This is a genomic window from Paraburkholderia sp. XV (assembly GCF_020177535.1).
Taxonomy (GTDB): domain Bacteria; phylum Pseudomonadota; class Gammaproteobacteria; order Burkholderiales; family Burkholderiaceae; genus Paraburkholderia; species Paraburkholderia caribensis.
Map to the genome: position 1 here is coordinate 69,065 of NZ_JAGUUD010000012.1, position 15,180 is coordinate 84,244.

11 protein-coding genes are annotated in these 15,180 nt (G+C 63.7%); 10 read left to right on the forward strand and 1 reads right to left on the reverse strand.

The window, feature by feature from the left end; translation table 11 throughout:
• The first annotated feature begins 819 nt into the window (after positions 1 to 819).
• From KFO72_RS09435 to KFO72_RS09475, 9 genes are all read left to right on the forward strand, one after another.
• A complete protein-coding gene (locus KFO72_RS09435; RefSeq protein WP_054928878.1) occupies positions 820 to 1,824 on the forward strand; it encodes a GlxA family transcriptional regulator in 1,005 nt (334 codons plus the stop codon).
• Between the two features lie 75 nt (positions 1,825 to 1,899).
• Entirely contained in the window at positions 1,900 to 3,504 is a 1,605-nt protein-coding gene (locus KFO72_RS09440) for a mannose-1-phosphate guanylyltransferase/mannose-6-phosphate isomerase (protein WP_225031950.1), read from the forward strand.
• A gap of 80 nt (positions 3,505 to 3,584) precedes the next feature.
• Complete coding sequence (locus KFO72_RS09445) at positions 3,585 to 4,970, forward strand: undecaprenyl-phosphate glucose phosphotransferase (RefSeq protein ID WP_054928876.1); 1,386 nt, start codon at positions 3,585 to 3,587, stop codon at positions 4,968 to 4,970.
• Between the two features lie 55 nt (positions 4,971 to 5,025).
• Entirely contained in the window at positions 5,026 to 6,162 is a 1,137-nt protein-coding gene (locus KFO72_RS09450) for a polysaccharide biosynthesis/export family protein (RefSeq protein WP_225031951.1), read from the forward strand.
• A gap of 78 nt (positions 6,163 to 6,240) precedes the next feature.
• Positions 6,241 to 8,466, forward strand: a complete 2,226-nt coding sequence (locus KFO72_RS09455) for a polysaccharide biosynthesis tyrosine autokinase (protein WP_054928874.1) — start codon at positions 6,241 to 6,243, stop codon at positions 8,464 to 8,466.
• 59 nt (positions 8,467 to 8,525) lie between these two features.
• The gene (gene gmd, locus KFO72_RS09460; RefSeq protein WP_054928873.1) at positions 8,526 to 9,653 is read left to right on the forward strand and encodes a GDP-mannose 4,6-dehydratase; all 1,128 of its coding nucleotides are present in this window, start codon (positions 8,526 to 8,528) and stop codon (positions 9,651 to 9,653) included.
• A 4-nt stretch (positions 9,654 to 9,657) separates the two neighbouring features.
• Positions 9,658 to 10,665, forward strand: coding sequence for a GDP-L-fucose synthase family protein (locus KFO72_RS09465; protein WP_054928872.1), 1,008 nt, complete (start codon positions 9,658 to 9,660; stop codon positions 10,663 to 10,665).
• A gap of 106 nt (positions 10,666 to 10,771) precedes the next feature.
• Positions 10,772 to 11,914 (forward strand): glycosyltransferase family 4 protein, encoded by a 1,143-nt coding sequence (locus KFO72_RS09470; RefSeq protein ID WP_054928871.1) that lies wholly within the window; start codon positions 10,772 to 10,774, stop codon positions 11,912 to 11,914.
• Positions 11,915 to 12,031: 117 nt separating this feature from the next.
• Positions 12,032 to 13,339 carry a glycosyltransferase WbuB gene (locus tag KFO72_RS09475; RefSeq protein WP_225031952.1) on the forward strand — a complete coding sequence of 436 codons (1,308 nt, stop codon included), beginning with the start codon at positions 12,032 to 12,034 and terminating at the stop codon, positions 13,337 to 13,339.
• 120 nt (positions 13,340 to 13,459) lie between these two features.
• Here the strand turns inward: KFO72_RS09475 and KFO72_RS09480 are convergent, their stop codons facing one another.
• Positions 13,460 to 14,074, reverse strand: coding sequence for a hypothetical protein (locus KFO72_RS09480; protein WP_225031953.1), 615 nt, complete (start codon positions 14,072 to 14,074; stop codon positions 13,460 to 13,462).
• Positions 14,075 to 14,358: 284 nt separating this feature from the next.
• On the opposite strand from KFO72_RS09480, the gene KFO72_RS09485 reads away from it, so the two are divergent.
• A complete protein-coding gene (locus tag KFO72_RS09485) occupies positions 14,359 to 14,970 on the forward strand; it encodes a DapH/DapD/GlmU-related protein (protein WP_224100364.1) in 612 nt (203 codons plus the stop codon).
• Positions 14,971 to 15,180: the final 210 nt, after the last annotated feature.

The following is a 15,180-nucleotide window of genomic DNA, read 5'->3' on the forward strand; positions in this document are numbered from 1 at the left end:
ATTACACCGGTGAGTTAGCAGGAATTGGACGTTTCCTAGTGCATGGGCGCAACTTCACTGGCGGATCGATGCGAATGTTGCGTCGTCGCGACGCTTGTTCGTGGCGAGATTCGACTAATGCAGCAAAGTCACGCCGCATAAGGGCCGCAACGCCGGAAGGCGGTGTGCGCGTGTCCGAATGAACCTGAATGGCTCGCCAAAACCGCGGTTTGACTGCACCTGGTTAGCGCCATTGCGCCTCGCACTGGGGCCCAATGTTTCGCGTTTGAAACATTAATTGATTTATTTATGGCGCCACTCAAAAAGGAATAGAAGAAATTATTTGGCGTGGCATTTCCGTTCTTATAATTCCTAATTCGTGCCCTTGTGCGCGCAATTTCATCATATCAATAAGGCTGTCATTTCATATTAGCAAACTGGCAATTGACTGGGAATGAGGATAACCAGGTATGCGTTCGGGTAAGTATTGCGGCAGTTAAATGTAAAACCGAAAAAATTGCTGTTTTATTGGTATGAAGAAAATGTAATTGCAACAATTTGTAAGGCTTTGTGTCAAGCCTGGCGGTGCTTTGGGCGTAAGCGGGGTTCGTCGTATGAAATGGCGAATTAGCAGTGGAATACGGGCCCGTAATAATCGGTTTATCTGATTGTTAAATGCGGGCTGAAAGCCGGTTAGCATCCAACGGACCGAATACGCCAATACATCGTCAGTTTCAGTCAGTAGCTGCCGGGATTGTTTTTTTAATGCGTATGATGCACTGCACATCGCATGCATTTATCTAGTTCTTTCCACGCCGGAATGGTCAAGGGGGAAGAGTCATGGCGTATGCAAGTCTGGAATCTCCAATGGTTGGCTGGGTGCGAGCGCCTGAGCGCAGCGCGCACTATGCAGCCGCTACACGCCACATTGCAATTCTGCTTTTCGACGGCTGTTCTCTTCTTGGCGCAGGCATCGTCGCGGAAGTTTTTCACGCTGCTAACGAACTGTCTTCATCCGCCAGTCACAGCTGGACGTATGACGTGAGTTTCCTCTCGGCTGCAGGCGGAAACATTACCTGCTCGTCGTCGATTCGCGTCTGGACGGATGGACTCGACGCACGTCATTACATGGGCTTCGATGCATTGTTCGTCGCGGGCGGCAAGGGTGCGCGTACCGCGGCCCGCGACGAACGGCTCATTGCCTGGCTGCGGCGCGTGCATGCGAACACCAGCACCGTGCGTCCGATCGGCGAAGGACGCTCGTTGCTCGAAGCGGCATGCATCAACGGCATTCAGCAGCAACGCGACTTCGGCAGCTACAACGTGCGCGAAGAACGCGATGAACGTAACGGCAGCGAAGCGAACGATCGTCTCGAGTCGATGAAGAGCGCGCTGATGCTGATCAAGCGCGATCTGGGCATCGACGTCGCGCGCAACGTCGCCGAACGCCTGATGCCCGACGCCGGCGACAGCCTGATGTCGCTGTTGGGCGACAGCACGGGCAAGAGTCCCGCGGACAAGGTGCGCGCCGCGGCGCGCTGGTTACAGGAGAATTGTCAGCGCTCGATTTCGATCGCGGACGCGGCCCAGGTGGCCGCGATGAGCGAACGCAATTTCCTGCGTCGCTTCAAGATGGAAGTGGGCGTCACGCCGTCCGACTACCTGTTGCACGCACGGCTCGCGATTACCTGCAGCCTGTTGACCGATTCCGAACTGCCTGTCGACAAGATCGCGCGGCGCACGGGAATGGGTAACGGCGATCGCCTCGCCAAGATCTTCCGCAAGCGGATGAAAGTCTCGCCGACGGAATACCGGATGAAGACCCGGCGCGAGGCCGGCATCTAGCCACCGGCCAAGATCCGAAGTGTGTTCCAGGTCCTCACGCCAGGCGTTAAGTGGCAGATATTAAGGAATCCAAATATGTTGATCGACCAGAACAATCCGACCAATGCGGCGACAACCGCCGGCGCGCTGCCAGCGTGCACGCAGATCGTGCCGGTGATCCTGGCGGGCGGATCGGGCACGCGCCTGTGGCCGATGTCGCGTGAAAACTTTCCGAAGCAGCTGATCGGAGTCGTCGGTTCGGAGTCGCTGTTGCAGGACACCGTGCATCGGATGGAAGGCTTCCCGGCTGGCTGGACCGTGTCGAATTCGCCCATCGTCGTGTGCGGCGAGGAGCATCGCTTCGTGATCGCCGAGCAGCTGACGTGCAACGCCTGCACGCCGCGTCTCGTGGTCGAGCCCGCGCGGCGCGACACCGCCCCGGCGCTCACGCTGGCGGCAGCGCTCGCCTGTGCGAACGGCGACGATGCGATTCTCGTCGTGATGCCGTCCGATCATGCGATCGCCGATGTGCCCGCATTGCAGCGCGCGCTGGAAGTTGCCGCGCGCCATGCGCAGCGCGGCTCGATCGCGACGCTCGGCGTGCCGCCGCGCGCGCCGGAAACTGGCTTTGGTTATATCCGCGTCGGCCGGAAGCTCGATGACGAGGCGCGCGAGATCGACGGCTTCGTCGAAAAGCCCGCCGCCGAACTCGCGAAGCAATACCTCGCGCAAGGCACGTACTGGTGGAACAGCGGCATCTTCATCGTGCGCGCGAGCGTGTGGCTCGCGACGCTGCAATCGTTGCAGCCCGACATGCACGCGGCGTGTCTCGCGTCGTTCGTGCAAGGGCACACGGACGGCACCACGTTCCGCCCGGCGGCGGACGCATTCACGCGCTCGCCCGCCGATTCGATCGACTACGCGGTGATGGAACGCCTGAATGCGACGGTGGGCTGGACCTCGGCGGGCGTGGTCGTGCCGCTCGACGCGGGCTGGTCCGATCTCGGTTCGTGGGACGCCGTATGGGCCGCGCAGCCGAAGGACGAGAACGGCAACGTCGGGCGCGGCCGCGTGATGTTCGAAGGCGCGGTATCGAGCTATGCGCACTCGGACGGACGGCTCGTCGCGTGTGTCGGCACGACCAATGTGGTGGTCGTCGAAACGGCGGACGCCGTGCTCGTCGCCGACCGTTCGCGCGTGCAGGACGTGAAGGGGCTGGTCGCGCGCATCAAGGCGCAGAAAGCGCCCGAGGCCGACGCGCATCGCAAGGTGCGCCGCCCGTGGGGCTTCTACGACTCGATCGATCACGGCGACCGCTTCCAGGTGAAGCGCATCGTCGTGACGCCGGGCGCGAAGCTGTCGCTGCAGCTGCACCACCACCGCGCCGAACACTGGATCGTCGTGCGCGGCACGGCGCTCGTCACGCGTGGCGACGAGCAGTTCCTGCTGAGCGAAAACGAATCGACCTACATTCCGCTCGGCGTGCGCCACAGGCTGGAGAACCCGGGCAAGGTGCCGCTCGAAATCATCGAGGTGCAGTCGGGCTCGTATCTCGGCGAGGACGACATCGTGCGCTTCGACGACACGTACGGCCGCTGCGAACAGGCGCAAGACCAGAAGCCGTTGCAGGGCGCAGGGCCGCTTCAGGTCCAGAACCAGAGTCAGGGCACGGGGCAGGACCCGACTCACGCCGCCAGTTAGGCGCGCGGCGGCGTGATGGGCAACACCCCACGCAACACCCGGAGAGCAGGTAACGAACGACGAATGGCAGGGTGACCGATATGCGGGACTTACAGGACTTTTTCGCGCGGGTCGCGGACGTGGCGCTGATTCTTCTAGGCGCCATCGTCGCATCGCAGATCCGCTTCGACGAATTTTCACAGCGCGGCTTCTACGACGCGTTCGTTCTCTTTTCCGCGGCTTTTGCGCTGGCGATGTTCCCGGCGTTCGGCGTCTACGTGTCCTGGCGCGGCCGCTCGAAGCTCGCGCTCGCCGGGCAGGTGGCGCTCGCGTGGCTCGTCGTGCAGGGCTGCGCGCTCGCGCTGATGTATTCGCTGCACCGGATCGACATCGTGTCGCGCCTCTGGTTCGCGTACTGGACGGCGATGGCGGGCGGCCTGCTGATTGCGTGGCGGCTGATCGCGCATGCCGTGCTGGCCCGTGCGCGGCGCCTCGGCTGGAATCTGCATCAGGTGGCGATCGTCGGCAGCGGCGGCCATTGCGACCAGATCCTGCGCCGCGTCGAATCGCAGCCGGCCACGGGCTTTCGCGCCACGGCCGTCCTGAACACGCACCCCGAAGAATCGCCGCTCACCAACCCGCGGGTGACGTGCTTCGATTCGCAGGCGGCGTTCGCCGACTACGTACGCGCCAACGACGTCCACGAACTATGGCTCGCGCTATCGCTCACCGACGAGCGCACGATCTTTCGCCTCGTCACCGAGTTCCGCAACGATCTCGTGAACATCCGCTTCATGCCGGACGTGCGCAGCCTCGCGCTGTTCGACACCAGTAGCGTGATCGAGCTGCTCGGCGTGCCCGCGATCAACCTCGTCGCGTCGCCGCTGTCGTCGCGCGCGCTGTTCAAGAAGGACCTGTTCGACCGCGTGTTCGCCGCGGCCGCCATCATCGGACTCGCGCCGCTGCTGATCGCGATTGCGATTGCCGTGAAGGTGTCGTCGCCCGGCCCGGTGTTCTTCCGGCAGAAGCGCAAGGGCGCCGACGGCCGCGTCTTCAAGATCTACAAGTTCCGCTCGATGCGCGTGCACACCGAGGAAGCCGGCAAGGTCAGCCAGGCGACCAAGGGCGATCCGCGCATCACCCGGGTCGGTGCGTTCCTGCGCCGCACGAGTCTCGACGAGCTGCCGCAGTTCTTCAACGTGCTGCGCGGCGACATGTCCGTGGTCGGGCCACGCCCGCACGCACTCGAACACGACGATCTGTATCAGAAGGTCGTGGCCGGCTACATCCATCGTTACCGGATCAAGCCGGGTATCACAGGCTGGGCGCAAATCAACGGCTTTCGCGGCGAAACCGATCGCATCGAAAAGATGGAGCGGCGGGTCGCGCATGACCTGTATTACCTGGGGCATTGGACGTTCTGGCTCGATATGCGGATTATCGGCGCCACGATCGTCAAAGGCTTCATTCATACCAACGCGTATTGAGACGGGGAGCAAGCCAATGAAAAAGGACCAAGCTCCCGTGTTAGGAGGAACTGCCATGAACCGCATTCGAACAGGCGTGTACGCGCCGTTAGTGCTGTCGATGACGTTGCTGCTTTCCGCCTGCGGTCTCGCACCCGGACAACGGATGATCACGCCTGCCGCGCTACCGGATACGGGCGGTGAGTACAGCACCGAGGCCGAGCAGCAGATCCAGATTCCCATCACCGATATCAATCTGTCGCTTGTGCGGAAGATGAAAGGCCAGACCACCGATCTGAGCCAGCAGACGGTCGGTCTCTTCAGCAACAAGCCGCCCGTCTACAAGATCGGCCCCGGCGACGTGTTGCAGATCACCGTCTGGGATCACCCCGAGCTGGCCGCCGCGCTCGGACAGCCGCAGGCATCGGGCAACAAGAACGATCCGGGGCTCGGCTTTCTCGTCGATGCCGACGGCAACATCCAGTTCCCGTATGCGGGCACGCTGCATGTGGGCGGCAAGGACGCGTCGACGGTGCAGAAAGAGTTGTACAAGAAGTTGAGCGTCGTCTATTCGAAGCCTGAAGTGACCGTGCGTGTGTCATCGTTCCGCTCGTCGCAGGTGTATGTGGACGGCGAAGTGCACGCGCCCGGACCCGCGCAGATCAACGACATCCCCATGTCGCTGACGGAAGCGATTAACCGCACGGGCGGCTTCACAGCGAACGCGGACCAGGGTCGTCTCGAACTCGTGCGCAACGGCGTGACCTACGACCTGAACGTGCCCGACCTGATCAAGCGCGGCCGCGCGCCAACCTCGATCTATCTGCAACCGGGCGACATGCTGCGCGTGCCGGCACGCGAAGAGAACGGCATCTATCTGATGGGCGAAGTGAACAAGCCCGCCACGATTCTGCCGATGCGCGACGGCAAGCTCTCGTTGTCGGAGGCGCTGTCGCAGGCGGGCAGCTTCAACCCGAACACGGCTGACGCAAAGCAAACCTTCGTCATCCGCAATTCGACGAGCGACAAGCCAGAGATCTATCACCTCGACACGACCTCGCCCGTTTCGATGCTGCTCGCGAACCAGTTCGAGCTGCAGCCGAAGGATGTCGTCTATGTCGACAACAACAGCCTCGTGCGCTTTAACCGTGTGTTGACGCTGCTGCTGCCGGCAATCAACGCCGGTGTGACGGCCGCGTTGCTCGCGAAGTAAGCGGCAGGTCTGCGGATGCAGTAACGGGGTGAAGCATGCAGCGCTTTCGACACTGTCGGTTTTTGATGGATCAAGCAAATGGCTATCAACTTTGACAATCGTTATACGGATGTCAGTTCGGACGAGATGCATCTGACGGATTACCTGCAGGCCATCGTCGCGAACTGGCGCTCCATTCTGATGATCACGCTGGCCATCACGGCACTGGGCACCGCGTATGCATTTATCGCGACGCCCGTCTATCGTGCGGACGTGCTGTTTCATGTGGTCGACAAGGCCGATAACAACAACAAGCAGGACGGCCTGCAACCGCTGACGGGCATGTTCGACACGAAGCCGTCGACGGCGGCCGAGATCGAGTTGATGAAGTCGCGGCTCGTGACCGAGGAGACCGTCAAGTCGCTGCACCTCGACATCGCCGCGCGGCCGCACACCTTGCCTTTCGTCGGCGGACTGCTCGCACCGCTGATGAACGGCAAGTGGGGCATCAAGCTGCCGCCGGCGCTGCAGTTGCCGAGTTACGCGTGGGGCAACGAGAGCATCAAGGTGTCGCGCTTCGACACGGCGAAGGACATGTACGACAAGGACTTCACGTTGATCGCCGGCCAGAATGGCGACTTCGTGCTGAACAATCCCGACGGCGTCGCGATTCTCGAAGGACGCGTCGGCGAGAACGTCGTGCGCGAAACGCCGGCTGGACCGATTACGCTGCGCGTCGATGAAATGACGGGTGCGCCGGGCACGCGTTACGACCTGACGCGCGGGTCGACGCTGACCACCGTCGAGCGGCTGCAGAAGGCGATGGATATCGGCGAATCGACGCTGCAGTCGGGCGTGATCCGCGCGAGCCTCGAAGGTCACGATCCGAAGCTCACGGCCGACATCATGAACAGCATGGCGCGCGAGTTCATCCGCCAGGATGTGGAGAGCCGTTCGACGGAAGCCGAGCACATGCTGGCGTTCCTCGACCAGCAGTTGCCGCAGCTGCGCAAGGAACTCGATGCCGCCGAGCAGCGTTACAACACGTTCCGCAATCAGCACGGCACTGTCGATCTGAGCGAAGAAAGCCGGCTGCTGCTGCAGCAGATCGTCGATAACAAGACCAAACTCGTCGACCTGCAAACGCAGCGCGCGGAAATGTCGCAACGCTTTACCGCGAATCACCCGGCCGTCGCCGCACTGGACGCGCAAATCGCCGCGCTGCAAGGCAATCTCGGGAAGATGGGCAAGAGCGTGCAGACGCTGCCCGACACCGAGCAGACAGCGTTGCGCCTGTTGCGCGACGTGCACGTCGATACCGAGCTGTACACGAACCTGCTCAACAGCGCGCAGCAACTGCGCATCGCGAAGGCGGGCCAGGTGGGCGACGTACGCATCGTCGACTTTGCCGAGGCGGCCGACGACCCTGTGCGTCCGAAACGCGTGCTGGTGATCCTGATCAGCTTCGGCGCGGGTCTCTTTATCGCCATCGTGTTCGCGTTCGTGCGCAAGACGCTGTATGGCGGGGTCGAACGTCCGGACGAGCTCGAAGCCGCACTGGGCGTGCCCGTGTTCGCGGTGGTGCCGCGCAGCGAGCAGCAGTTGCGCCTGCAGCAGGACGTCATGATGCGCCGCCGCGGCTTGCACGTGCTCGCCGAACAGGCGCCGCAGGATATCGCCGTGGAAGGGGTGCGCAATCTGCGCACGTCGTTGCAGCTCTCCGTCGACGACAAGCAGAACAACGTCGTGATGCTGACGGGCTCGCGCCCGGATGCGGGCAAGTCGTTCCTGTCGGTGAACCTGTCGGCGCTCGTCGCTTCGACGGCCAAGCGCACGCTCGTGATCGACGGCGACATGCGGCGCGGCGACGTGCACTCGCACTTCGGTCTGCAGCATCAGCCGGGTCTTTCTGACGTGCTGCGCGGCGGCGACCTGCAATCGTCGATCCAGCGCGACGTCTTGCCGGGCCTCGACGTGCTCACCAAGGGCTCGCTGCCCTCGCATCCTTCGGAGCTGCTGATGAGCAAGCGTTTCGAAACGATGCTCGACGAGCTGAAGAAGCAGTACGACTTCATCATTATCGATACACCACCCGTGCTCGCCGTCACCGATTCGACCGTGATCGGCAAGCACGTGGGGACAACTTTGCTGGTGATTCGCCACGGTCGCCATCCAGTCGGCGAGCTCGCGGAAACCGCGAAGCGCCTGCGCAATGGCGGCGTGGATTTGCAGGGGGTGCTGTTGACCGACGTGCCGCAGGCGGGCGCTTTCATCGGCTCGGGTTATCGCGGCGGCTATTACGGTTACGAGAGTATCGCAGGCTAAACGCACGGGATCGGAGCGAGGCGCCGATGCGCCGGCTCAGTTCCACCTAGGAGAATACGATGACTCGAAAGGTTGCCTTGATTACGGGCATTACCGGCCAGGACGGCTCATACCTGGCCGAGCTGCTGATCGACAAGGGCTACGAGGTGCATGGCATCAAGCGTCGCTCGTCGTTGTTCAACACCGACCGGATCGACCACCTTTACCGCGATGTGCACGACCCGGACCAGCGCCTGCAACTGCATCACGGCGACCTGACGGATTCGACGAGCCTCACGCGCATCATCCAGCGCGTCAAGCCCGACGAAGTCTATAACCTCGCGGCGCAGAGCCATGTCGCCGTGTCGTTCGAAGAGCCGGAATACACGGCCAATGCCGACGGCCTCGGCACGCTGCGTCTGCTCGAAGCGATCCGCATCTGCGGCTTCGAGAAGAAAACGCGCTTCTATCAGGCATCGACGTCGGAACTGTATGGTCTAGTGCAGGAAGTGCCGCAGCGCGAGACCACGCCGTTCTATCCGCGCAGCCCGTATGCCGTCGCGAAGCTGTTCGCGTACTGGACCACGGTCAATTACCGCGAGGCGTATGGCATCTACGCGTGCAACGGCATTCTGTTCAACCACGAGTCGCCCGTGCGCGGCGAAACCTTCGTCACGCGCAAGATCACGCGCGCCATCGCGCGCATCGCGGTCGGCCTGCAGGAAGAGCTCTATCTCGGCAATCTGTCGGCGCTGCGCGACTGGGGCCATGCGCGCGACTACGTCGAGATGCAATGGATGATGCTGCAGCAGGAAGCACCCGAAGACTTCGTGATCGCGACGGGCGTCCAGTACAGCGTGCGCGAGTTCGTGCAGCGTGCGGCGGCGGAGCTCGGCATCACGGTGCGCTTCGAAGGCGAGGGCGTGCATGAAGTGGGCATCGTCGAACATGTCGAGCGCCGCAATCGCAGCGAAATGCGCGTGCAGCCGGGCGACGTGATCGTGCGCGTCGATCCGCGCTACTTCCGTCCGACGGAAGTGGAGACGCTGCTCGGCGACCCGTCGAAGGCCCATCAGAAGCTGGGCTGGCAGCCGACCACCTCGTTCGAGACGCTCGTGAAGGAAATGGTGGTGTCGGACTACCAGATCGCGCGGCGCGATGCGCTCGTCACGCTGGCCGGTTTCAAGGCGCTGGAACATCACGAGTGACGCCATGGACAAGAACGCACGCATCTTCGTCGCAGGGCATCGCGGGATGGTCGGCTCGGCGCTCGTGCGCAAGCTCGAGGCGAGCGGCTATCGCAACCTCGTCACGCGCACGCATGCCGAACTCGATCTGACCGACCAGGCGGCCGTCAACCGCTTCTTCGAGAGCGAGCAGATCGACGTCGTGCTGCTCGCGGCAGCACGCGTCGGCGGCATTCTGGCGAACTCGACGCAGCCCGGCGAGTTTCTCTACGAGAACCTCGTGATCGAGACCAACGTGATTCACGCGGCGTATCGCGCGAACGTCGACCGGCTGGTGTTCTTCGGCTCGTCATGCATCTATCCGAAGCTGTGTCCGCAGCCGATCCGCGAATCGTATCTGCTGACCTCGGAACTGGAGCCGACCAACGACGCGTATGCGATCGCGAAGATCGCAGGTCTCAAGCTGTGCGACGCGTACAACCGCGAGTACGGCACGCGCTATGTCGCGTTGATGCCGACCAACCTCTACGGTCCGAACGACAACTACGACCTGAAGAACAGCCACGTGCTGCCCGCGCTGATCCGCAAGGCGCACGAGGCGCGCCTGCACGGCGACGAATCGTTGACCGTATGGGGCAGCGGCACGCCGCGCCGCGAGTTCCTGCATGTCGACGATCTGGCCGCCGCGACGCTGTTCGTGCTCGAGCACGATGTGAACACGGGCGTGTTCAACGTCGGCGTCGGCGAGGACCTGAGCATTCGCGAACTCGCGCAGACGATCTGCGACGTCGTGGGTTTCGAAGGCCAGTTGCAGTTCGATGCGAGCAAGCCGGACGGCACGCCGCGCAAGCTGCTCGACGTGTCGCAGCTGGCGCAGATGGGCTGGCGCGCGAGCATTGGCCTCGCGGACGGGATCGCGAATACGTATCGCGAATTCGCCGCGAAGTATGAGGAGAAGTACGGAGACAAGTTCGTAGAGAAGCAAGGGGAAAGATACGCTGCGCCGTCGTTCGCGATGGCCGCGCGTGCCTGATGAGCCGCTCCTGGTGACGGACGTTGCCCGGGACCGGGATAAGGGCGACGTCCGTTCTTTTTTGCTGGGAGAAACGACAGTTTCGATCGAATAAGGACCGTAAGAAATGAGTGCGTCAGTCACGATCTTTCATAACGTTGTGTGGTCACGGCACAAGGGCGCCGTGTTCTCCGCGTTGCACAGCATCTCGGCATCGGGCGCGATCCGCTACTCGATGGTGCAGATCGCGGACACGGAACATGATCGAATCGGCTTTTCGGACGTCGACTATTCGTTTCATCGCTATCCGATGCACAAGCTTTTCGACGGCTGCTACGAGGACGTGCCGCGCTGGCAACTGACGAAGCGTCTTGTCTGGGAAGTGCTGAAGGCGAAGTCGGACCTGATCGTGCTGCCTGGCTATCACCGCCCCGAGTACTGGGCGATGCTCGCCGCGTGCGTGGTGACGGGCAAGCGCCGTGCCGTGTTCTGCGATTCGACGGCGCGCGATCGCCCGAAACGTCTGTTGACGTCGGTGCCGAAGCGTGTGTTCTTCGCGCTCTGCGACGGCTACTTCGGTTTCGGCGAGCGCAGCCGCGACTATCTGATGTCGCTCGGCGCGAAGCGCGAGAAGATTTTCATTCCGTGTCAGGCGGCCGCGCTGCCCGTCACGTTCTCGCCCGAGCGCGCACTCGCCGAGCGCATGCAGTACCGGGCGGGCAATGCGCCCGTGTTTCTGTTCGTCGGGCGGCTGTCCGAAGAGAAAGGCATCACGACGCTGATCGACGCGTTTGCGGGAATCGCGAAGCGTCTGCCCGATCCGCAGTTGCGTATCGTCGGCACGGGACCGCTCGAACGAGACTTGCGCAAGCGCGTCGCCGAGCTGGGCCTGGACCGCTCGATCACGTTCGTCGGCAGCTTGCAGGACGAACCGCTCTCGCGCGAATACTACGGCGCGACGTGCCTCGTGCTGCCGAGCCGCAGCGAACCGTGGGGCCTCGTCGTCAACGAGGCGCTGGCGCATGGCTGCCCGGTGGTCGTCAGCGAGAGTTGCGGCTGCGTGCCCGAACTCGTGCACGAAGGCGTGAGCGGCTATGCGTTCACGGCGGGCGACGGCGCGGGGCTGCAGCGCACGCTGCTGAAGGCAACGGAGGCATTCGCCGACGCGCAGGCATCGGCGCAACGCTGCATGGACGTGATCCGGCGTTTCGACCCGCCGTCAGCGGCGGCCAATATCGCGCGCGGCTGCGCATTGATGCTGGGGAGTTGAGAGCGAAGCAACGCGCGGCCCCGGCGTGAGCGTGCCGAGCCGCGTCGGGAGTGCCGAACGGGGAGGGCGTAGCGCTGTGCGCTGCCGCATGACGGACAGTCGTCGTGGAAGTCAAACATGAAGATCCTGATCTATGGTCTCAATTTCGCGCCTGAGCTTTCGGGCGCAGGCAAGTACACCGCCGAAATGGCGCAGATGCTGGCCGACTGCGGCCACGAAGTGCGCGTCGTGTGCGCGCCCCCGTACTATCCGGACTGGAAGGTCGCGAACGGCTACTCCATGTGGCGCTATCGACGCGACACCATCCGCGGCGTGCGCATCTGGCGCGCGCCGTTGTGGGTCCCGCCTAAGCCAAGCGGCCTGAAGCGGATGCTGCATCTCGCTTCGTTCGCGCTGTCGTCGCTGCCGCTGCTTGCGAGGCAAATCGCCTGGCGCCCTGGCGCCGTGATGCTGATCGCCCCCACGATGGCCTGTGCGCCGGGCGCGCTGGCGCTCGCGCGCGTGACGGGCGCGAAGGCGTGGCTGCATGTCCAGGACTACGAAGTCGATGCCGCCTTCGATCTCGGCCTGCTGAAAAGCACACGCGCCGCGCGCATCGCATACGGGATCGAGCGGTTCGTCCTGAAGCGTTTCGACGTCGTGTCGTCGATCACGAACCAGATGGTCGAGCGAGCGGTCAACAAGGGCGTCGACGCGGCCAAAACGGAGTTTCTGCCGAACTGGGTCGACACGCGCGACATCTTTCCGCTTGGCCGCGTGAGCGAATACCGCGAGACGCTCGGCATTCCGGCGGCCAATACGGTCGTGCTGTACTCGGGCAACATGGGCGCGAAACAGGGTCTCGAGACGCTTGCCGACGCGGCCCGCGCGCTGGCCGCGCGAGACGACATCACCTTCGTGTTCTGCGGCAACGGCGCGGCGCGGGACGATCTCTTCAAGCGTTGCGAGGGTTTGCCTAACTGCCGGTTCCTGCCGTTGCAACCGGCCTCGTCGCTGAACGAGCTGTTGAATGTCGCCGATATCCACGTGTTGCCCCAGCGCGGCGATGCCGCCGATCTCGTGATGCCGTCGAAGCTGACGGGCATGCTCGCGAGCGGCGGCGCGGTGATCGCGATGGCGCGCCCCGGAACGGCGCTCTATGAAGCCGTCGCGAACAACGGCATGATCGTGCCGCCCGAGGACACCGGCGAACTCGCCGACGCCATCGCGGAGCTCGCCGGCGACGGCGCGCGCCGCGCGGCCATTGGCGCGGCGGGCCGGCGTTACGCCGAGACGATGCTGTCGCCGCTTTCCTCGCTGCTCACGCTCGATACCCGCCTCGCGCTGCTGACGGGCGAGGCAGTCCCAGGCCCGAAGCCGGCGGCGGCGCCCATGACGAACGGGCCCATCTTGCCGGCGCACGTCGAGAAGTCGGAAGTGGAGTGACGCGCGTCAACTGCGCGGAGATGGATCAAAGGCCGCATGCGAACCGCTCTCAGCGGTTCGTATGCGGCCTTCGGTTTTTGGGACGTCGGGCTGATTGCCGGTGGTTCGCGTCGTGCCTGATTACCAGGGCGATTTGAATACTTCCCGTCCCGAGCGCTCGCTATACGGGCTGCTGTACACCGTGGTGCCGCCGCCCGCGTTGGCGGCATTCACGGCTGCGGCGCGTTGTGCCGCGACACCCGCCACGCCGCCGTTATCGGCTGCGCCGCCTGCTGCCGCGCCCCGCGCGGGACGCCGGATCGCGCCTCCAGCCGCAGGCGCCGCGCCACCACCTGCGGAGGAGGGGCCGCCCATCGCCTGCGTGTTCGGTTTGGCAACGCGCATGCGCTCGCTGTTGAGCAGTGCGTCGCGTTGCGAGTCGGGCGTCGCGCCGCCGGGGTCGTAGCCGCCGAGCGACGTCGACGGACCGCCGAGCAGGCGCTGCGCGTCGTCCTGGGTGCGCTGCGCAGCGGTCTTGCGGGCCGGCGCGCCATTGCCATTGGCATTGCCGTTGCCCTTGGGCGCGGCGGCATTCTGGCCGTTGCCTTGCGCCGGGTTGTCCTGCGCGTGCGCGTGCGGCATCGACGCGAGCGCCGACGCCAGCACGGCGGCGAGCAGCAGCGCGCGCGAGCGCAATCCGACGCGCAACGGGTGCACGCGCGCCGGGCGTTGCCGCGAGCGAAGATGAGCAGCCATTGTCGTCGTCCTCCTGCAAACGTCATGAAGCCATGCTGCCATGGTGATACGGACACTCTGCTTCGATCCGCCAAAACTCCGCACGGCGCGGACAGCGGCCGTCCATCGGCGCGCATGGGCCAGATAATCGATCAGGACAAGGCGCGCCGTGCGGATACAAGGGCCGAAGTGCTGGACGGACTTCGAGGCGCGTTCATCGACGGGAGAAAACCATGGATAACTCGATCACCTCCGCGATGGAACGATCCGCGGACAGTCGGGGCGCGGGCAGCCGGGCAGCGAGCATGAACGACCCGCATGCCGCGCCGCACACGCCGCCCTCTGCACCAGGCCGCGTGATCGACCTGAGCCTGGCGGGCAAGGGCAACTACGTCGCGTCGCGCGGCTTTCTGATCGAGCTGATCTGGTTCTTCATCGAGGCGTGTGTGATCAACAACAAGCTGTTGCCCGTGTCGTCGGTGCGCGTGGCGCTGCTGCGGCTGTTCGGCGCGAAGATCGGCGCGAACTGCCGTTTCGTGCATCCCGTGCGGGTGAAGGCGCCATGGAATCTCACCGTGGGCGACAACTGCTGGTTCGGCGTCGACGTGTGGCTCTACAACCAGGCGCCGATCCACATCGGCTCCAATGTCTGCATATCGCAAGGCAGCTTTCTCAGCGCGGGCTCGCATGAGATGCGAACAAACATGGATTTGCGCGTCGCGCCCATCGTCGTCGAGGATGGCGCGTGGATCTCGTCGAAGTGCGTCGTGCAGATGGGCGTGACGATCGGCCGCTCGGCGGTCGTGACTCCGCTATCCGTCGTGCACCGCTCGCTCGACGCGGAAGGCGTGTATGGCGGCAATCCTTGCCGCTTTATTCGCAAGCGCTTCGACGCGGATGTGGGACGCCCCTCGTAACTGGCACAGGATGCATGGTTCTGTCTGCCGGAAGCGCGAAGTTGGCGGATAGACTGCCTTACGCGGAGCCATCATCCTACGTAAGCACTGGCTGGCGCGGGAATGCAGTATGCGTGCGCAGCGCCCCGCTCGTGCAAACCCACAGGGCGTTGACGCATGAGGAGCCTGGCTCGCGTGCGCGGCGGGGGGCCAGAACGGACGAAGCTGGAC